Here is a 19,297-nt window from a genome sequence, read left to right on the forward strand (position 1 = left end):
GCTGTCGGATGCGCGCCGTGAACCAAGGCCACTCTGCAGAAAATACCAGGAGAGGAAATTGACCGATAGCAAACCCAGCGCGACCGCACCGCTTGCCGGCATACGGGTCGTCGAGTTTTGCCATGTGGCCGCCGGCCCCTTTTGCTCCATGCTCCTGGCGGACATGGGCGCCGACGTCGTCAAGGTCGAGTCGCCGGGCGGCGACACGATGCGGCAATGGCCGCCGATCAGCGACGGGTTCAGCGAGAATTTCGCCTCGCTGAACCGCAACAAGCGGTCGATCGCGCTGAACCTCAAGGACCCGGCGGACAACGCGATCGCCGTGAAGCTGATCGAGGGCGCCGACGTGGTCATCGAGAACAACCGGCCGGGTGCGATGAAGCGGCTCAACCTCGGGTATGAGCGCTTCGCGGCGACGTCGCCGAAACTGATCTACTGCTCGCTTTCCGCATTCGGCCAGCAGGGGCCGCGCTCCTCGGAAGGCGGCTTCGATCTGACCGTACAGGCCATGTCGGGCATCATGAGCGTGACCGGCGAGGCGGGCGGCGAGCCGGTCAAATGCGGCATCCCGATCTCGGATTTCGCGACCGGCCTCTACGGCGCCTTCGCCATCAGCTCGGTTCTGGCGCGCGTGCGCGCCGGCGGCAAGGGCGGTCATGTCGACGTGTCGATGCTCGGCGCCAGCCTGGCGGTCGGTGCGCTGCAGACCAGCGAGTATTTCGGCAGCGGCAAGGACCCGCGCGCCCTGGGCGCGGCGCATCCGCGCAACGCGCCCTATCAGGCCTACACCGCCTCCGACGGCAACTTCGTCCTCGCCGCCGGCAATGACGGGCTGTGGAAATCCGTCTGCCAAGTCGTGGGCAGGATGGACCTGTTCGAGGATCCGCGCTTCCGCTCCACCATCGACCGCGCGCAGCACCAGACCGATCTGGCTGTCATCCTCAATGGCGAGTTCGCACGCGAAACGGTGGCCGGCATCCTCGAGAAGCTCAGGGCGGCGGGCGTTCCCTGCAGCAGCATCAACACCTATTCACAGGCGCTGGCCGATCCACAGGTCGCTTTCATGGGATTTGTCGAGGCGCTTGAGCTGCCCAACGGAATCATGACGCAAACATTTGGCAGTCCCATCCGCATCGACGGCGAGGCGCCGGCCATCTACCGGCGTCCGCCACTGCTGGGCGAACACGGGGACAGCGTGCTGGGCTCGCTCCCGGCGGCCGCCGAATAGACCTGACGACGAAAGGAATTGACGCAATGACCGCTAACCCTGCGAGGCTGAAAACCTTCCTGGCGCAGATGAGCAAGCTGGTGGAAGAAGCCGGCGACGACGAGACCGTGCTGCTCAACCGCGGCAAGGAGCATCTTGAGGCGCTGGTGGCGCATGACGACTGGCTGCCCGAGCCCTATGCCGCGGCAAACCCGGATCGCTACCAGCAGCATCTTCTCTACTGCGATCCGCAGGAGCGTTTCTGCGTGGTCAGCTTCGTGTGGGGGCCGGGCCAGGAAACGCCGATCCACAACCACACGACCTGGGGCCTGGTCGGCATGCTGCGCGGCTCCGAGATTTCGGAGGCCTATTCGATGCAGGACGGCAAGCCGGTTGCCGGCGAAACCGAGCGGCTCGATCCGGGCGAGGTGGTGATGGTTTCGCCGGATATCGGCGACATCCACAAGGTCTGGAACGCCCGCGAGAACGAGGCGTCGATCAGCATCCATGTCTATGGCGGCGACATCGGCGCGATCTCGCGCAACGTCTTTCCGGTGGAAGGCGGCATGAAGTCCTTCATCTCGGGCTACTCGAACAACGCCTTGCCCAACGTCTGGGGCATCCAGGCGTGAGCGAGCCGCTTTCCGTCAGCGAACGCGACGGTCATTGCAGTCTGGTTCTCACGCGCCCCGCGCGTGGGAACAGCCTGTCTGCCGATCTCGTGGAGGCGATGCATGAGGCGCTCGACAGCGCCGAGCGCAGTGGCGTCAGGCTGCTTTCCATCGAGGGCGACGGCCGCAATTTCTGCACCGGCTTCGACCTGGCCGGTCTGGAAGCCACGGCCGATGGCGAGCTTCTCGCCCGCTTCGTGCGCATCGAGGAGCTTCTGGCGCGCATCTGGGCCGCGCCCTTCACGACGCTGGCGGTGGCGCAGGGGCGCACCTTCGGCGCGGGGGCAGACCTGTTTGCGGCATGCTCGGTGCGCCTGGCGTTGCCCGATGCGAGCTTCAGCTTCCCCGGCGCAGCCTTCGGGCTGGTTCTGGGCACGCGGCGTCTGGCGCGGCGCATCGGCGAGGATGCGGCCTTGTCGGTCGTCACCTCCGGCGCCGTCATCGATGCCGAGCGCGCGGCACGGCTCGGCCTGGCCACCGGGATCGTCCAGCCGGACGAGCTCGACGCGGTGAAGCAGCGCGCCAGGCGCGACGCCCTGCGGCTCGACACCCATACCATCGCCGCCCTCCGGCAGGCAGCCGGCGACAATCCGATCGAACTCGATCGCGACCTCGCCGCGCTGGTGCGCTCGGCCGCCCGGCCGGGGCTGGTGCAGCGGATCATCGCCTATCGCGCAAAGGCGCAGGACAAGAATAGGACAGACCGGGCTGCGGCCCCGTCCACATTCCAGGAAGGGGCAGTTCGATGAATGCAATCTTGCCAATCGCCAATGCCGGAGAAATCCTGGCGCCGAAATCCGTGGCCGTCATCGGCGCGTCGGAAGACCTGACCAAATTCGGCGGGCGAATCTACAAGAACCTTGTCCACCATGGCTTCAAGGGGCAGATCTATCCCATCAATCCGAAGCGCGAGTCCCTGCTCGGTATCAAGTGCTATCCGGCCATAGGCGCAACGCCGACGCCGCCCGACATGGCGGTGATGGCGGTGCCGCGCGACTCGGTCAAGGAAGCGGTCGAGGCTTGCGCCGCCGCCGGCACCAAGGCTGCGATCGTCATCACCGCAAAATTCTCCGATGCCGGGCCCGAGGGCGCCGCGCTCGAGCGCGAGGTGGTTTCGGTCGCCAACTCCGCGGGAATGCGCATCATCGGCCCGAACTGCCTCGGCATCATCAGCCCGGCAAACGATCTCGTGCTGTGTGCCTCCCCGGCGCTTTTCGTCGACAGCATGCCGAAGGGCGACATCGGCTTTGTCAGCCAGAGCGGCGCGCTCATGGCGACCATCTTCGACCGCGCAATGGCGCGCGGCATCGGCTTCTCGCATTGCTTCTCGATCGGCAACCAAGCCGACATGGATATGTGCGACTTCGTCGACTACCTGATCGCCGACGAGCGCACGCGCGTCATCTGCACCTATATCGAAGGCATCAAGGACGCGCCGCGGTTCATGGAAACTGCCCGCCGGGCGCATGCCGCCGGCAAGCCCTGGCTTGCCGTGAAGGCGGGCCGCACCGAATTCGGCGCGGCGGCGGCCTTCTCCCATACCGCCAGCCTTGCCGGCAGCTACGAGGCCTTTGCGGCGGCCTGCCGCGACTGCGGCGTGCTGACCATGGATGACGCCGACGCCATGATGCTGCTTGCGGCCTCGCTCGGGCGCTTCCCGAAGGCGCGGCCGAACTCCGTCGCCATCGTCACCACGTCCGGCGGCGGCGGAGCGATCGCAGCCGACCGGCTGACCGACCGCGGCATTCCCCTCGCGACGTTTTCCGACGCGGCGAAGGCGGATCTCGCCGAGCACTATTCCGAGAATGTCGGAGGCGCCAATCCGATCGACATGGGGACCGCGAAGCAGGGCGGATCGATGGTCGTCGGCGCGGTGACGGTCAAGGCCGTCATCAAGGATGCCGCCACCGACCTCATCCTGTCGGCGATCACCACGGCGCCGGACGTTGAGCTGCTGTGCCGCAAGCTCGACGAGGGAACCAGGGAGGCCGCCGCCGAGGGCTTTGCGAAGCCGCATATCATCGTGCTCCAGCAAGGCCATTCCGCGGATGCCGCGCGCAGTTTCCTGCGCGAACAGAACATCGTCTATACCGACAGCCTCGACGATGCGATCCGCGCGATCGAGGCGTGGCGCAGGATGGCGGGCGTCGCGCCGACGACGCCTGCGTCCAGGCCAGCCGACGCGCCGCGCGTTCCACTGGCAGCCGGTCTTGGCGGCAGCGTCGGCGAAGCCGAGAGCAAGGAGATCCTCGCGGCACACGGCATCCCCACCAATCGCGGCCAGGTCGTATCCGGTCCCGAGGAGGCCGAGGCGGCGGCCGGCAGGCTGGAAAAGCCATTCGTGGTCAAGGTCGTGTCGCCCGACATCGTCCACAAGTCGGATGTCGGCGGCGTGGTTCTCGGGCTAGAGACCCCGCAGGCGGTAGCCAAGGCGGTCAGCGACATGGCGGCTTCCATCGCCAGGCTGAAGCCGGATGCCAGCATCGAGGGCTATCTCGTGCAGGAGATGCGCTCGGGCAAGGCCGAGCTGCTGATCGGCGCGCGCAACGATCCGCAGTTCGGGCCGATGGTGATCGTCGGCGCCGGCGGCGTGCTGGTGGAACTGCTGAAGGATGTCTCGGTGGCGCGCGCGCCGGTTTCGCCCGCCAAGGCGCGTGAGATGATCGAGGGCCTGCAGATCGCCAAGCTGATGCGCGGCTTCCGCGGCGGCGGCGCGCTGGATATCGAGGCTGCGGCAGACATCATCTCGCGGGTGAGCTGGATGGTTCACGATCTCGGCCCGCGCTTCAAGGAGCTCGACATCAACCCGCTGCTGGTGGCCGAAGCCGGCAAGGGATGTGTCGCGGTCGACGGCCGCATGCTGCTCGAGGATGCCTGAGACGCCGCTCGTCGCCCTAAGGGGCGAGAAAATTCAAGGGAGAAATGAATGTCCGCACTAGAGGTCAGGAACGACGGCAAGACGACGATCTTCACGATCAATCGTCCCGAGAAGATGAACGCGATCAATGCCGAGGTCGCCAACGAGCTGCAGCGCCGCTTCGAGGAGTTCGACCGTTCCGAGCAGGCCGTCGCAATCATCACCGGCAGCGGCGATCGCGCCTTCTCGTCCGGGGCGGATGTGACGGACCTGCCGGAGCTCTGGCGCTGCATCCCGACGATTGGCATCGTGACCGAAAAGCCGATCATCTGCGCCATAAACGGCTGGTGCGTCGGCGGGGCGCTTGTGATGGCCGCGATGGCGGATCTTTGCGTCGTCACCGAGGGCACGCGCTTCTCCTACCCGGAAGGCAAGGTCGGTCTCACCGGCGGCATGATCGCCACGCTTGCCGCGCGCATTCCGCACAAGCTCGCCATGGAGATCATGCTGCTCGGGCGGCCTGTGTCGGGCCGGCGCGCCTATGAAATCGGCCTCGCCAACGAAGTCGTCGAAGACGGCAAGCACCTGGAGGCGGCGCTCGCGATGGCGCGCGAACTCGAGAGCATGGCGCCCCTGGTGCTGAAGACGCTCAAGCGCTTCGTCGTCGAGCATACGCTGGTCCAGACGCCGTCCGAGAAACTCGCGCGCCATGCCCGCGACCTCGGCGTCGTGCGCGCCAGCAGCGATCTCAAGGAAGGCCTCGCCGCCTTCAAGGAGAAGCGCAAGCCGGTCTTCACCGGTCGTTGAGGTCAGCCGTCCGCGGCGTCAAAAAACGACGCGAAGCTACCCTGGCGTGCTTGACCGTTCGCCGCGGACGTGGTCTCTAGTTCCAAGATTTAATCTTTCGTTCCAAATATTGGGATCACGAGGAGGAGAAAGCAAGTGCGAGCCGTACATTCCGAAGCGCACAAGAGCCATGCGCCGTCGTCGATCATCGTTCGCGGCAAGATTTCACCGAACCTCGAGGTGCCCGGCCGCGTAACGCATCTCCTCGATGCGCTCAAGGCAGGCGGCCACGAGATCGTCGCGCCGCGCGATTTCGGTATGGAGCCGATCCTCGCCATCCACGACCCGGCCTATGTGGAGTTCCTGCGCACGGCCTATGATCGCTGGCACGAGGCGTTCCCTGACGGCAAGGCCGGCCCCTATGCCTCCGCCCACGCTTCGGCGAACCGCCATCGCGCGGCGCTGCCGTCGAGCATCCAGGGACAGGTGGGCTACTATCTGTCGGGTGGCTCCGCGCCGGTCGACGCCGGGACCTTCGAAGCCTCTCTCGCCTCCGCTAACTGCGCGCTCGAGGCTGCGGCGCTGCTGGATGAAGGCCACTACGAGGCCTATGCGCTCTGCCGTCCGCCGGGCCATCATGCCTATGCCGACATGGCGGGCGGCTTCTGCTATCTCAACAACGCCGCCATCGCCGCGCAGGCGCTGCTCGCCAAGCACGAGCGGGTCGCAATCCTCGACTTCGACGTCCATCACGGCAACGGAACGCAGGACATCTTCTACGAGCGCGACGACGTTCACTTCGTCTCGATCCATGCGGATCCGCATCAGGTCTTCCCGTTCTATGCCGGCTATGCCGACGAGAAGGGCGAGGGCGCCGGCGAGGGCTTCAACCTCAACCTGCCGGTGGCGGTCGGATCCACCGACGACGTCTATCTCGAGGCCATCGAGGCCGGCGTGAAGTCGGTCAAGGAGTCGGGCGCGACGGCCTTCGTGGTGTCGGTCGGGTTCGATGCCTTCAAGGGCGATCCCTCGGCCGAGATGAACGTATCGACGCAGGGTTTCGCCGAGATCGGACGCCGGCTCGGCCGCGCCGGCCTGCCCACCGCGCTCATCCAGGAAGGCGGCTACCTGGTCGCCGACCTCGGCCTCAATCTCGAGGCGTTTCTGGATGGTTTCGTTTCGCAACGCAGTTAAGTCCACCAACGCAAAAAGCCAGAAAGACACGAAATGAGAAAAGCTTCCCTGCTACTCGCATTGATGCTGGCCGGCGTTTCCGGCGCCGCCTTGGCGCAGGAGCCCGAACGCGGCGGCACCCTCAACATGGTGGTGCAGCCCGAACCGCCCACCGTGATGCTCGGCCTCAACAAGCTCGGTCCGGTGTCCTTCGTCGGCAGCAAGATCTACGAGGGCCTGATCAACCTCGCGCCCGACATGAAGCCGCTGCCCGGCCTTGCCGAGTCCTGGGAGATTTCCGAAGACGGCCTGACCTATACCTTCCACCTGCGCCAGGGCGTGAAATGGCATGACGGCGAGCCGTTCACGAGCCGCGACGTGGTCTATTCCTTCTCCACCTTCCTGCCGGAAGCCTTTGCGCGCACGCGCTCGGTCATGGCCCGGACGGAATCGATCACCGCGCCGGACGACCAAACGGTCGTCTTCAAGCTGAAGGCGCCCTATGCCGCCTTCATGATGATCTTCGAGGTGAGCGGCGGCACCATCGTTCCGGCCCATATCTACGAAGGCACGAACATTCGCGAAAACCCGGCCAACGAAAAGCCGATCGGCACCGGGCCGTTCCAGTTCAAGGAATGGGCCAAGGGCCGCTACATCCAGCTCGTGCGCAACGACGACTACTGGAACAAGGGCCTGCCCCATCTCGACGAGATCTATTTCCACGTCATCCCCGACGCCAACAGCCGCGCCATCGCTTTCGAGCAGGGGCAGGTCGACGTGCTGCGCGGCGGCGACGTCGAGAACTTCGAGGTTCGCCGTCTCGCCGAGGCGCCGGGCGTCGAGGTCAGCGAGGCGGGCTGGGAGTTCTTTGATCCGCTGGCGATCATCAACATCAATCTCAAGGCGCCGCCGCTCGACAATCTCAAGGTGCGCCAGGCGATCTCCTACGCCATTGACCGCCAGTTCATGATCGACGCCGTGTTCGGCGGCTTCGGCAAGCCCGCCTATGGCCCGATGACGGAGCGCACGCCGTTCTACGACGCCGCGGCGCTCACCGACTATTCCTTCGACATGGAGAAGGCCAAGACGCTCATGGCCGAATCCGGCCTGAAGCCGGACGCCAACGGCGTCTACGCGACACTGGACCTGATGCCTCTGCCCTATGGCGAGACCTGGCAGCGCCAGTCGGAATACCTCCGCCAGCAGCTCACCGAGATCGGCATCGCCACCAACGTCGTCTCCGTCGACGTGCCCGGCTGGCAGGAGCGCACCACGACCGGAAAGTTCCACATCACGACCAACTTCATCTACCTGCTGGGCGATCCCGCCATGGGCGTGTCGCAGACCTATGTCTCCGACAACCAGAACCGCGGCACCGCGACGAACGTCGACGGCTATGTGAATCCGGAGATCGACAAGCTGTTCGCGGAAGGTGCTGCGACCAACGATCCGGCCGTCCGGCAGAAGGTCTATTCGGAGATCCAGAAGGTCATCTCGGCCGATCTGCCGGTGATCTGGTCGCATCAGATGTCGATGCCGACCGTCTACCGGTCCAAGCTCAACAACCTCATCACGACGGGCCTTGGCCTGAACTCGAACTTCGCGGACGTCTGGATCGCGAAGGACTAAAGCCGGCGGGCTTGCGGCCTGGCCGCAAGCCCCGTCCGACTTAACGATCCTCCAGGGGAACCCATGGCCCAGATACGTTTCCTGCTGCTGCGCCTCATGAAGGCCGTCTTCGTGCTGCTGGCGGTGACGATATTCAGCTTCGCGCTCATCCGCGCCGCCCCCGGCGACCCGGCGATGATCATCGCCGGCGACCAGGGCGCCGTGGATGCGGCGTTCCTCGAGGAGGTGCGCGCCCGCTACGGCCTTGACCGGCCTGTCTATGAGCAGCTCGCGCTTTATGTGGGGCAGGTGGCGCGGCTCGACTTCGGCACCTCCTATCGCTTCGACCGCCCGGTCATCGACCTGATCGCCGAGCGCCTGCCGGCGACCCTGCTGCTGACCATGTCGGCCTTCGGGATCGCCGTGGCGGCGGGCGTCGGCCTCGGCGCCTTTGCCGCCCGGCATGTCGGGAAATGGCAGGATGCGGTGATCACCGTCTTTGCCCTGCTGTTCTTCGCCCTGCCGCTGTTCTGGGTCGGCCTGATGGGCATTCTGGTCTTTTCGGTGTGGCTGGGCTGGCTGCCGGCCTTCGGCATGTCCACGGTCGGCGGCGCCATGTCGCCATTGGGCCAGGCGCTGGACATCGCCCGCCATCTCGTGCTGCCGACGACGACGCTGGCGCTGGTCTATCTGGCGACCTACACGCGCATGACCAGGGCATCGGTCCTCGAGGTCATGGATCTCGACTTCGTCCGCACGGCCCGCGCCAAGGGTCTGCCGGCGGGCCGCATCTGGCGGCGGCACATCCTCAAGAACGCGATGCTGCCGATCATCACGCTGGCGAGCCTGCAGGCCGGGCACCTTGTGGGAGGCGCGGTGCTGACGGAGACGGTGTTCGCCTGGCCGGGCATCGGCCGGCTGGCCTTCGACGCGCTGCTGCAGCGCGACTACAACCTGCTCCTGGCGATCTTCATCATCGCGTCCGCACTCGTCGTGTTCTTCAATTTCATCGCCGACATCCTTTATGGCCTTGCGGATCCCCGCATCGAGGTGACGACATGACGGATTTCCTTAAATCCTTCGGCAGGAGCCGCGCAGGCATGATCGGCGCGATCATGCTGCTGGCGCTCGTCCTGATGGCGCTGTTCGCCGACGTACTCTACCCCGGCGACCCGTGGCGCATGGCCGGCGCGCCGAACCTGCCGCCGCTGGCGCCGGGCCACATATTCGGCACCGACCAGCTCGGCCGCGACCTCGCCGCGGGCATCGTGCACGGCGCGCGCATGTCGCTGATCATCGGCTTCGTCTCGACCGTCGTCTCGCTGCTGGTCGGGGTCATCGTCGGCGCGGTGGCCGGTTATTTTTCGAGCTGGGTCGACGACATGCTGATGCGTCTCACCGAGTTCTTCCAGACCATCCCCTCCTTCATGCTGGCCATCGTGCTGGTGGCGATCTTCTCGCCGTCGCTCTGGTCGATCGTGTCGGCGATCGCGATCGTCAGCTGGCCGCCGGTCGCCCGCCTGGTGCGGGCGGAGTTCCTGACGCTGCGCAGCCGGGATTTCGTTAAGGCGGCGCGCATCGGCGGCAGCTCGCACTTCAACATCATCTTCCACCAGATCCTGCCCAACGCCATCTCGCCGGTCATCGTCATGTCCTCGCTGATGGTCGCGGCGGCGATCCTGATCGAATCCGGCCTGTCCTTCCTCGGGCTCGGAGACCGCAACTTCATCACTTGGGGCTTCATGATCGGGGCCGGCCGCACGATGATCCGCCATGCCTGGTGGCTGAGCGCCATCCCCGGCTTCGCGATCTTCGCGACCGTGCTCGCCCTCAATCTTTTCGGGCAGGGTCTGAGCGACGTCCTCAACCCCAGACTATCGCGGAGAGTGCGGGCATGAGCGGGAATGCGAACGTCGTCGTCGAGATCCGCGATCTCAACATAGCGCTGCCGGCGGGCGCCGACCGGCCGCTGGCGGTCCAGAACCTCTCCGTCGAGCTGCGCGAGAACGAAATCCTCTGCGTGGTCGGGGAATCGGGTTCGGGCAAGTCGCTGCTCGCCGGCGCGATCATGGGCCTGCTGCCGCCCGGCGTGCATGTCTCGGGCGGTTCGATCCGCTATGACGGCCGCGAGCTGTCGACGCTGGACGAAGCCGGCTTCCGCCCGATCCGGGGCCGTCGCATCGCCATGATCTTCCAGGAGCCGATGACGGCGCTCAATCCGGTGCTGACCGTGCACGAGCAGATCGACGAGGTGCTGCAGGCGCATGGCATGACCGACGCCGCAAAGCGCCAGCATCGCATCCTCGAACTGCTGGAAGCCACCGGCCTGCCGGAGCCCGCAACCCTGCAGCACGCCTATCCGTTCCGGCTCTCGGGCGGCCAGCGACAGCGCGTCATGATCGCCATGGCGCTGGCCCTGGAGCCGGACGTGCTGATCGCCGACGAGCCGACCACCGCGCTCGACGTTACGACCCAGAAGCAGATCCTGTCGCTGCTGCGCGAGGTGCAGCAGCGCAGCAAGCTGGCGGTCCTCTTCATCACCCACGATTTCGGTGTCGTCGCCGATATCGCCAGCCGGGTCGCGGTGATGCAGCATGGCGTGCTGGTGGAATATGGCGGCGCGCGCGACGTGCTGGACCAGCCGCAGCATCCCTATACGCAGCGCCTGATCGACGCCGTGCGCGGCCTCTCGCGCGAGCCGTTGCTGCTGCAGGGGGAGTCGTCCTCGACCGTGCTCGAGATCGCCAACGCCACCAAGACCTATGTCACGCGTTCGGGGTTCTTCACCTCGCAATTGCGCGAGGTGCACGCCCTCAGGAACGTCAACCTCAAGGTCGAGCACGGCGAAACCGTCGGTCTGGTGGGCGAGTCCGGTTCCGGCAAGTCCACTCTGGGCCAGGTCGTGGTGCAGTTGCTCGACGCCGATGCCGGCACGATCCGGTTCAACGGCGAGGACCTTTCGGCCATGAGCCGCAAGCGCTTCTCCGAGGTGCGGCCGAAGATCCAGATGATATTCCAGGATCCCTACGCCTCGCTCAATCCGCGGCACAAGATCGGGCGGGTGCTGACGGAGAGCCAGATCCTGCACGGCGCGACGAAGGAAGAGGCGCTGGCGCGGGCCGAGGCGATGCTCGAAATGGTCAGCCTCGACCGCAGCGCGCTGAGGCGTTTCCCGCATGAATTCTCCGGCGGGCAGCGGCAGCGCATCGGCATTGCCCGCGCGCTCGTGATGGAGCCGGAGCTGATCGTCGCCGACGAGCCGGTTTCGGCGCTGGACGTGTCGATCCAGGCGCAGGTGCTGGACCTGCTTCTCGACCTGCGGCGCAAGCTGAAGCTGTCGATGCTGTTCATCACCCACGACCTGCGCGTGGCGGCGCAGCTCTGCGACCGCATCGCGGTCATGCGCAAGGGCGAGATCGTCGAGCTGGACGCCAGCGAAAAGGTGCTGCGCGACCCGCAGCACGAGTATACCAGGCTGCTATTGAACTCCATGCCGGGCCATGACTGGCTGGCTGGAACGGGCGCCAAGGCAAGCGCGGCCTAGGCCGATTGCCAGGCGCTTCGACGGGAGGGAGAAGGATCGCATGAAGGCCTATACGTCCGCCCACTGGGGCATCCGCGAAGTGTTCGACGCCGGCGGAGGCGAACTGCGGCTGGAAAATTTCGCCGGCGATCCGGACCCGACGCCGATCGGCCTCGACCAGCATGGCGACCGCGTCGAGGGCGTGCGCGTACGCCGCCCGTCGGTGCGGCGCAGCTGGCTGGAGAAGGGGCCCGGGGCGTCGCCCGAACTGCGCGGCCGCGATCCTTTCGTCGAGGTGGAATGGGACGAGGCGCTCGATCTCGTCGCCGCCGAATTGCAGCGGGTGCGCGATGTGCACGGCAATGAGGCGATATTCGGCGGATCCTACGGCTGGTCCAGCGCCGGCCGCTTCCATCATGCGCAAAGCCAGGTGCACCGCTTCCTGAACAGCATCGGCGGCTATGTGCGCCATCTCAATTCCTACAGCCTCGGCGCTGCGCGCGTGATGATGAGCAGGATCATCGCGCCGATGGAAAGCCTGATGGCCAACCACACCTCGTGGGACGTGATGGCGCAGAATACCCGACTCTTCGTCGCCTTCGGCGGCGTGCCGTGGAAGAACGCGCAGATATCGGCGGGCGGCATTGCCCGCCATCGCGTTCGGCCCGGCCTGAAAGCGCTCCGCGAGGCCGGCATACGCATCGTCAACATCGGCCCGGTCGGCGACAATCTCGAGGCCGACGGCGTCGAGTGGATCAGGCTGCGTCCCAACACCGACACCGCGCTGATGCTGGCGATTGCCTGGACGCTGGTGGACGAAGGGCTGGCCGATCGCGCCTTCCTCGAGCGCTATTGCGTCGGTTTCGACCGCTTCGAGGCCTATGTGATGGGGCGCAGCGACGGTCAGCCGCGCGATCCGCAGTGGGCCGAATCCATAACCGGCGTTCCCGCCGCGACGATCGCGGCGCTGGCCCGCGACATGGCCGCGACCCGCACCATGGTCAACATGGCGTGGTCGCTGCAGCGCGCTTCGCATGGCGAGCAGCCGTGCTGGATGCTGGTGACGCTGGCGGCCATGCTCGGCCAGATCGGCCTGCCCGGCGGCGGCTTCGGCTTCGGCTACGGCGCCACCAACTCGCTGGGCAGCGACGAGCGACTGCTGTCCGGCCCGACGCTGCCGCAGGGCGCGAACCCCGTTTCGGCCTTCATCCCGGTCGCGCGCATCGCCGACATGCTGCTGCAGCCCGGCGGCAGCTTCGCCTATGACGGCGGCGTGCACACCTATCCCGACATCCGCATGGTCTATTGGGCGGGCGGCAATCCCTATCACCACCATCAGGACCTGAACCGGCTGGTCAAGGCATGGGAGAAGCCGGAGACGATCGTCGTTCACGAGCAATACTGGACCGCGACTGCCAAGCGGGCCGACATCGTCCTGCCCGCCACGATCTCGATGGAGCGCGACGACATCGGCTATTCCACGCGCGAGGGCCATCTCGTGGCGATGAAGCGGGTCAAGGCGCCGCTGGCCGAGGCCCGCGACGACTACGACATCTTCGCCGACCTTGCCGGGCGGCTCGGCGCGCCCGGATACACCGAAGGCCTCACCTCCAGGGAGTGGCTGCAGCGACTTTACGAGGAAAGCCGCGGCAAGATGGCCGGGCACGGCGTGTCGCTGCCGGATTTCGAAACCTTCTGGAAAACCGACCTCATCGACCTGGGCGAGCACAGCCGGCCTGTCGTGATGCTCGAGGAGTTCCGCAACGACCCGGCCGCCAATCCGCTGGCGACGCCTTCCGGGCGCATCGAGATCTTCTCGGAAACCATTGAAGGTTTCGGCCTGGACGATTGCCCCGGCCATGCGGCGTGGCTGGAGCCGCATGAATGGCTGGGCCAGGTCCAGCCCGGCGACACGCGACTGCACCTGATCTCCGACCAGCCGCAGCGGCGGCTGCACAGCCAGCTCGACGCCGCCAGCCACAGCCTCGAAGGCAAGGTCGCCGGCCGCGAGCCCGTCTATCTCAATCCGCAGGACGCGGCGGCGCGCGGCATCGCCGATGGCGACATCGTCGAGCTCAGCAATGAGCGCGGGCGCTGCCTTGCCGGTGTAATCCTGAGCGAGGACATCATGCCGGGCGTCGCGCGTCTCGCGACAGGCGCGTGGTACGACCCGGATCCCGACACGGGGCTGGAGAAGCACGGCAATCCCAACGTGCTGACGCTGGACGTGGGCACGTCGAGCTTCGCGCAGGGCAGCGTAGCGCAGACCTGCCTGGTGGAGGTCAGCGGCCCGGTCCGCGATGCGCCGCAGGTCACCGCCTTCGATCCGCCGCCCTTCGTCGTCCGCGGATCCTGAGAGGCTTCGACGCGGTCCGGCCGGTTTGCCAGGCTGGCTGCTTGCACGCGGCCGAGCGCGTGCCGGCTGCCGTCAGGCAACGCCCTCGATGCGTGAGCCATCGTTCCGGCGCGCTTCGCGCCCGTCGACGTCTATCGCATCCGGCGCAGATCCACTGCGCGCCCGTCGATGATCGTCTCCATGGAGAAGAAGCCCGTCACCGTTGCGAGGTCGAAGTCGGTGGTGAGCTTCTGGTAGAAGGCGTCGTAGCCGGCGATGCCCTTGGCGACCACTTTGATCAGATAGTCCCATTCGCCGCCGATGCGATAGAAATCCGTCACGCCCGGCAATTGCTCGACATGGGCGCGAAAGCGCTCGGCCCACTCGCGCGAATGATGCCTGGTACGGATCATCACGAACACTGTCAGGTCGTAGCCCAGCGCGGCAAGGTTGATCCGCGTGTGCGTTCCCAGGACCAGGCCGCTCGCCTTCAGGTTCTGCAGCCGTCGCCAGCATGCGTTCTGGGAAAGCCCGACCTTCTCGGCAAGATCGCGCTGCGAGATGTCGCCTTCCTTTTGCAGCACCGTCAGGATGCGTCGATCAATATCGTCGATTTTTTCCATCGAAGTAATCGTTTGACCCAAGATCAGGCGCATTCTCCATAAAATCGGTAATGTTTCAACCGCGGAGCCCCACTAGAATGCGCACAGCGTTGAGTGGAGGATCCGATGGCGCTCGCAGCTTCGAACTTGCCGGCTTCGCCCGGTCTGCTGGATGAATTCAGGCAGGGGCTGCGCGTCGCCGATCCGGTGGCCGCGTTGCGCGACGGGCTGATCGGCGACGACGCGGTGATCGAGGGTCCCTTCGGCCGGCGACGGCTGGTCTACGCGGATTACGTCGCGTCCGGACGCGCGCTGCGCCAGATCGAGACCTTCATCCTTGAGCGCGTGCTGCCCTACTACGCCAACAGCCACACCGAGGCATCCTATTGCGGGGGCATGATGACCAGGCTGCGCCGCGAGGCGCGCGCCGCCATCGCCTCGTGCTGCGGCGCAGGTCCCGAGCATGCGGTCATCTTCACGGGATCCGGCGCCACCGCCGGTCTCAACCGGCTGGTCAACCTGCTCGGCGTCTCAGGCGCTGTCGCGGCCGGAAAGCGGGTGCGCGTGCTGATCGGCCCCTATGAGCATCATTCGAACATCCTGCCGTGGCGCGAGAGCGGTGCGGAGGTCGTCGAAATCGGGGAAGCGGAGGACGGCGGTCCCGATCTTCAGTTGCTCGGGGAGGCGCTGCGGCAGACGGCCGACCTCACGGTGTGTTCGTTCTCGGCGGCGTCCAACGTCACCGGCATCGTCACCGATGTGGCGGCCATCACGCGCATGGCGAAGGCCGCCGGCGCACGCATGGTCTGGGATTATGCGGGCGGCGGGCCCTATCTGCCCATCGCCATGACGCCGGCCGGGGATGCCGAGATCGACGCGCTGGTGGTTTCACCGCACAAGTTCATCGGCGGGCCGGGCTCGTCCGGCGTGCTGGTGGTGCGCCGCGATGCGGTCGCCGTGTGCAAGCCGTCCTGGCCCGGAGGCGGCACGGTGCGCTTCGTCTCGCCCGACGGGCATGACTACAGCGAGAGCCTGGAAGTGCGCGAGGAGGCCGGCACGCCGAATGTCGTGGCCGACATCCGCGCCGCGCTGGCCTTCCTCGTCAAGGAGGCGATCGGCGGGGAAGAGATGGCGGTGCGCAATGCGGCGGCCGTGGAGCGCGCCTTCGCAGCCTGGGGCGGCGTCGAGCAGATGAAGATCCTGGGCCCGAGGTCCGCGCCGCGGCTTCCCATTTTCTCCTTCCAGGTTCGCGACGGCGCGGGCGGATACGTCCACCAGCAACTCGTCACCCGCATGCTCAGCGACCGCTTCGGTATCCAGGCCCGCGGCGGGTGCGCCTGTGCGGGCCCGTATGTTCATCGCCTGCTGTCGATCGATCGCGACGAATCCCTGCGCCTGCGCGCGGCCATCCTGGCAGGCGAGGAGATGCTCAAGCCGGGCTTTACGCGCTTGAACTTCAGCGTGCTGCTGACCGACGCCAAGGCGGATTTCATTCTCGACTCTGTTGCCGAGCTGGCTGCAGACGCTTCCCGATACGCGTCGCTCTACGGCTTCGATGCGGCGCGCGCGATCTTCTTTCCGCGCGCGCAGGCCGCAGCCTGAGCGCAACCGCCGCGCCGACGGCGCGACGGGTCGGTGCGGTGGCCCCTCCCCCGCCTACGCCACGGCAAGCGCGTCTTGAACGATGCCGTTATCGCCAGGCCCTAGTCAAACTGCTCGATTTCTGTATCGCGCGATCTGCTCCAGCTCTTTGTCTACGCATGGTTTCTGCCGAAAGCCGGCGCCACTTTCTGGCGATGCATTCGGCGGACGGCGCGCTCCATGCACGACGTTTCCCCATGAAAAATTCACATACCAGCCATGCGCGCTCTTGACTCCGGACCGGCTTCCGAATTCTAGATCATTTATCTAACCGTTTGTTTAGTTAAGGGATGAGAAATGAGTCTAAAAAGCCTTGCATGTCTGGCTGCAGCAGCTGCCATGACGCTTTCCTTTTCAGCGTCCGCTCAGGAGTGGAAGCCGTCCGAGCCGGTCACCGTCATCGTGCCGTGGGCGGCAGGCGGCGCGACCGATACCGTCACCCGCGTCGTTGCAGGCGAGCTCAGCAAGGCCTTCGGCCAGAATTTCGTCATCCTCAACCAGCCGGGCGCATCCGGCTCGGTCGGCACCCGTTCCGCCTGGGAAGCGCCGCATGACGGCCTGACGCTCGCCGCTGGCGCGGCGGCCGATCTCGGGGCCTACCCCGTTCTGGGCATGCTGGACGCAAAGCTGAGTGACTGGAGGCTTTATCTCCATGTCGCCAATCCCGGCCTGATTTCGGTGCCGGTCAACAGCGAATGGAAGGATTTCGGCCAGCTGCTGGAAGCCCTGAAGACGTCCGGCGATCCGATCACCGTTTCGTCGGGCGGCCTCTCCTCCACGACAGCCATCACCATGCAGGCGCTGGAGAAAGTCGAGAAGATCAACTATCGCGCGATCGTCTACGAGGGCAACAATCCGGCGGTGATCTCGACGGTGTCGGGTGAAACCCAGTTCACCGCCACGACGGCGACCGATCAGGTCGACATGATCCGCGCCGGCCGCTTGCGTCCGCTGGCGGTCATCGCCGATCAGCCGCTGGAGCTGGAAGGCTTTGGCACCGTTCCGGCGATCACCGACTGGCTCCCGAGCATCAAGACCGCGCACAACTATTTCGGCGTCTACGTTCCCGCCGACGCGCCCAAGGAAGTTCTCGACGCCATGGACAAGGTCTGGGCGGAGAAGATCAAGGACAACGAAGTCCTGAAGAAGCATGCCGCCGAGCGCGGCGCGCTGTTCAACGCCACCTATGGGGATGAGGCCGTCGCCATCTCCGCCCCTTACCTGTCGATCAACGCCTGGCAGCAGTTCGAGAGCGGTGCGGCTCCGAACGATCCGAGCCAGTTCGGCATTCCGAAGCCGGAATGATCTGAGGGGTTTCAACAGCCTCCGGGACGCAGGTTCCGGAGGCCCTTTCTGTCGGCTGCGCGGCGCCCGGTGAGTTGCACATGGACGGTCTATTCCATTTCCTGAATGCGGTGGCGGCGATCGGCTTCTCTGCCGATCTGTTCGCCGTGATATGGGCGACGCTGCTCGGCATCGTCATCGGCATGATCCCGGGTCTGACGGCGACGCTCGGCGTCGCCCTGGTGACGACGCTCACCTTCACGATGGCGCCGGGCACGGCGATCCTGGTGCTTGTCAGCGTCTATATCGGCGCCATCTATGGCGGAGGCCGAACCGCCATCCTGCTCAACATCCCCGGCACTCCGGCCAATGCTGCGTCCGCACTCGACGGCTTCCCGCTGGCCAAGCAGGGTCGCGCCGGCGAGGCGATGGCGGTCGCCACGACGGGCTCGTTCCTGGGCTCCCTCGTCGGCATGGTCGGCCTGGCGCTGGTCGCGCCATGGCTTGCCGAATTCGCGCTCGACTTCACCTCGTTCGAGTTCTTCTGGCTTGCCGTCTTCGGCGTCGTGCTGTGCGGTCAGATGACCGCGATGGATGATCCGCTGAAAGGCTGGATCGCCGGCTTCTTCGGGCTTCTGGTCGCCATGGTCGGGCAGGAAAGCCTGCACGCCTATGCGCGCTTCTCCTACGGCATCCCCGATCTCGAGGGCGGCTTCGGGCTGCTGCCGGTTCTCGTCGGAGCGTTCGGTTGCGCCGAGGTTTTCGTCGTCATGCGCCAGGAGGCCACCAAGCTGGTGGTGTCCGAGGTCGGCAGCGTGCTCGGATCGGCGCTGTCGTCGGTTCGCTATTTCAAGACCTGGCTGCGTTCGGGCGTCATCGGCACCTTCATGGGCGTCGTTCCCGGCGTTGGGGAGGACATGGGCGCATGGATGTCGTACGCCGCCGCCAAGCGCGCCTCCAAGACGCCGGAGGAGTTCGGCAAGGGCTCGGCCGACGGCCTGCTGGCCGCCGAGACCGGCAACAACGCGGCCGTCCCCGGCGCGCTCATTCCCGTCCTCACGCTGGCCATTCCCGGCTCTGCGCCGGCCGCCGTCCTGCTCGCCGCGATGATCATCCACGGCCTGCGGCCGGGTCCGCTCATCATGGTCACGCAGGCCGACTTCTTCTATTCGGTTGTCGCCATGGTCTTCTGGGCAAGCTGCGCCATGCTCGTGCTCGGGCTGATCCTGACGCGTCCGCTGCTGTTCGTGCTCAAGATCCGGCGCGAATGGCTGATGGCCACGATCTTCGTGCTGTGCGTCGTCGGCTCCTTCGCCATTGCCGGCCGTGTCTTCGACGTCTGGGTGATGATCGGCTTCGGCCTCATCGGCTTCCTGATGCGCGAAACCGGCTTCCCGGTCGCGCCGATGATCCTCGGCGTCGTGCTTGGCCCGATCCTCGACAACAACCTGCGGCGCAGCCTGTCGATCAGCCAGGGCGATCCGCTTGCCTTCGTCTCGCGGCCCATCAGCGCCGTCATCGCCGGCCTGGTTCTGGCGATCGTCCTGCTTTCATTGCCGCCGGTGCAGCGTGCGCTGCGGTCCGGCATGTCACGGCTCACCACCCGGTAA

15 protein-coding genes are annotated in these 19,297 nt (G+C 66.1%); 14 read left to right on the forward strand and 1 reads right to left on the reverse strand.

What is annotated here, in order from left to right; translation table 11 throughout:
• The first annotated feature begins 58 nt into the window (after positions 1-58).
• The 11 genes from PD284_RS24920 to PD284_RS24970 all read left to right on the forward strand — a co-directional run bounded on the left by PD284_RS24920 (position 59) and on the right by PD284_RS24970 (position 14,181).
• The gene (locus PD284_RS24920; RefSeq protein ID WP_274631039.1) at positions 59-1,228 is read left to right on the forward strand and encodes a CaiB/BaiF CoA transferase family protein; all 1,170 of its coding nucleotides are present in this window, start codon (positions 59-61) and stop codon (positions 1,226-1,228) included.
• Positions 1,229-1,254: 26 nt separating this feature from the next.
• Complete coding sequence (locus PD284_RS24925; RefSeq protein ID WP_274631040.1) at positions 1,255-1,839, forward strand: cysteine dioxygenase family protein; 585 nt, start codon at positions 1,255-1,257, stop codon at positions 1,837-1,839.
• A complete protein-coding gene (locus tag PD284_RS24930; RefSeq protein ID WP_274631041.1) occupies positions 1,836-2,627 on the forward strand; it encodes an enoyl-CoA hydratase/isomerase family protein in 792 nt (263 codons plus the stop codon). The genes PD284_RS24925 and PD284_RS24930 overlap by 4 nt, the downstream gene beginning before the upstream one ends.
• Positions 2,624-4,756 (forward strand): acetate--CoA ligase family protein, encoded by a 2,133-nt coding sequence (locus PD284_RS24935; protein WP_274631042.1) that lies wholly within the window; start codon positions 2,624-2,626, stop codon positions 4,754-4,756. The genes PD284_RS24930 and PD284_RS24935 overlap by 4 nt, the downstream gene beginning before the upstream one ends.
• A 48-nt stretch (positions 4,757-4,804) precedes the next feature.
• The gene (locus PD284_RS24940; RefSeq protein WP_274631043.1) at positions 4,805-5,542 is read left to right on the forward strand and encodes an enoyl-CoA hydratase/isomerase family protein; all 738 of its coding nucleotides are present in this window, start codon (positions 4,805-4,807) and stop codon (positions 5,540-5,542) included.
• Positions 5,543-5,677: 135 nt separating this feature from the next.
• Positions 5,678-6,715, forward strand: coding sequence for a histone deacetylase family protein (locus PD284_RS24945; protein WP_274631044.1), 1,038 nt, complete (start codon positions 5,678-5,680; stop codon positions 6,713-6,715).
• 33 nt (positions 6,716-6,748) lie between these two features.
• Positions 6,749-8,323, forward strand: a complete 1,575-nt coding sequence (locus tag PD284_RS24950) for an ABC transporter substrate-binding protein (RefSeq protein ID WP_274631045.1) — start codon at positions 6,749-6,751, stop codon at positions 8,321-8,323.
• A 63-nt stretch (positions 8,324-8,386) separates the two neighbouring features.
• Positions 8,387-9,364 (forward strand): ABC transporter permease, encoded by a 978-nt coding sequence (locus PD284_RS24955; protein WP_274631046.1) that lies wholly within the window; start codon positions 8,387-8,389, stop codon positions 9,362-9,364.
• Positions 9,361-10,200: an ABC transporter permease gene (locus PD284_RS24960; RefSeq protein WP_274631047.1), complete on the forward strand. Its 840-nt coding sequence runs from the start codon at positions 9,361-9,363 to the stop codon at positions 10,198-10,200. The genes PD284_RS24955 and PD284_RS24960 overlap by 4 nt, the downstream gene beginning before the upstream one ends.
• Entirely contained in the window at positions 10,197-11,846 is a 1,650-nt protein-coding gene (locus tag PD284_RS24965; protein WP_274631048.1) for a dipeptide ABC transporter ATP-binding protein, read from the forward strand. Before PD284_RS24960 ends, PD284_RS24965 begins: the two co-directional genes overlap by 4 nt.
• A gap of 40 nt (positions 11,847-11,886) precedes the next feature.
• Positions 11,887-14,181: a molybdopterin guanine dinucleotide-containing S/N-oxide reductase gene (locus tag PD284_RS24970; RefSeq protein WP_274631049.1), complete on the forward strand. Its 2,295-nt coding sequence runs from the start codon at positions 11,887-11,889 to the stop codon at positions 14,179-14,181.
• Between the two features lie 131 nt (positions 14,182-14,312).
• On the opposite strand, the gene PD284_RS24975 is transcribed toward PD284_RS24970, so the two are convergent.
• A complete protein-coding gene (locus tag PD284_RS24975) occupies positions 14,313-14,783 on the reverse strand; it encodes an Lrp/AsnC family transcriptional regulator (RefSeq protein ID WP_274631050.1) in 471 nt (156 codons plus the stop codon).
• A gap of 105 nt (positions 14,784-14,888) precedes the next feature.
• Here PD284_RS24975 and PD284_RS24980 point away from each other — a divergent pair, with 105 nt between their 5' ends.
• The 3 genes from PD284_RS24980 to PD284_RS24990 all read left to right on the forward strand — a co-directional run bounded on the left by PD284_RS24980 (position 14,889) and on the right by PD284_RS24990 (position 19,297).
• Positions 14,889-16,364 carry an aminotransferase class V-fold PLP-dependent enzyme gene (locus PD284_RS24980; RefSeq protein ID WP_274631051.1) on the forward strand — a complete coding sequence of 492 codons (1,476 nt, stop codon included), beginning with the start codon at positions 14,889-14,891 and terminating at the stop codon, positions 16,362-16,364.
• Positions 16,365-16,742: 378 nt separating this feature from the next.
• Entirely contained in the window at positions 16,743-17,708 is a 966-nt protein-coding gene (locus PD284_RS24985) for a Bug family tripartite tricarboxylate transporter substrate binding protein (RefSeq protein WP_274631052.1), read from the forward strand.
• A gap of 80 nt (positions 17,709-17,788) precedes the next feature.
• Positions 17,789-19,297 (forward strand): tripartite tricarboxylate transporter permease, encoded by a 1,509-nt coding sequence (locus PD284_RS24990; RefSeq protein ID WP_274631053.1) that lies wholly within the window; start codon positions 17,789-17,791, stop codon positions 19,295-19,297.

The sequence above is a fragment of the Mesorhizobium shangrilense genome, from assembly GCF_028826155.1.
Classification (GTDB): Bacteria; Pseudomonadota; Alphaproteobacteria; order Rhizobiales; family Rhizobiaceae; genus Arvimicrobium; species Arvimicrobium flavum.

Excerpts from the sequence above, each read along its gene's own strand:
- PD284_RS24950 (WP_274631045.1), top strand. The coding sequence starts at position 6,749 with ATGAGAAAAGCTTCCCTGCTACTCGCATTGATGCTGGCCGGCGTTTCC.
- PD284_RS24970 (WP_274631049.1), top strand. The coding sequence starts at position 11,887 with ATGAAGGCCTATACGTCCGCCCACTGGGGCATCCGCGAAGTGTTCGAC.
- PD284_RS24940 (WP_274631043.1), top strand. The coding sequence starts at position 4,805 with ATGTCCGCACTAGAGGTCAGGAACGACGGCAAGACGACGATCTTCACG.
- PD284_RS24990 (WP_274631053.1), top strand. The coding sequence starts at position 17,789 with ATGGACGGTCTATTCCATTTCCTGAATGCGGTGGCGGCGATCGGCTTC.
- PD284_RS24980 (WP_274631051.1), top strand. The coding sequence starts at position 14,889 with ATGGCGCTCGCAGCTTCGAACTTGCCGGCTTCGCCCGGTCTGCTGGAT.
- PD284_RS24985 (WP_274631052.1), top strand. The coding sequence starts at position 16,743 with ATGACGCTTTCCTTTTCAGCGTCCGCTCAGGAGTGGAAGCCGTCCGAG.
- PD284_RS24955 (WP_274631046.1), top strand. The coding sequence starts at position 8,387 with ATGGCCCAGATACGTTTCCTGCTGCTGCGCCTCATGAAGGCCGTCTTC.
- PD284_RS24975 (WP_274631050.1), bottom strand. The coding sequence starts at position 14,783 with ATGGAAAAAATCGACGATATTGATCGACGCATCCTGACGGTGCTGCAA.
- PD284_RS24925 (WP_274631040.1), top strand. The coding sequence starts at position 1,255 with ATGACCGCTAACCCTGCGAGGCTGAAAACCTTCCTGGCGCAGATGAGC.
- PD284_RS24965 (WP_274631048.1), top strand. The coding sequence starts at position 10,197 with ATGAGCGGGAATGCGAACGTCGTCGTCGAGATCCGCGATCTCAACATA.
- PD284_RS24960 (WP_274631047.1), top strand. The coding sequence starts at position 9,361 with ATGACGGATTTCCTTAAATCCTTCGGCAGGAGCCGCGCAGGCATGATC.
- PD284_RS24935 (WP_274631042.1), top strand. The coding sequence starts at position 2,624 with ATGAATGCAATCTTGCCAATCGCCAATGCCGGAGAAATCCTGGCGCCG.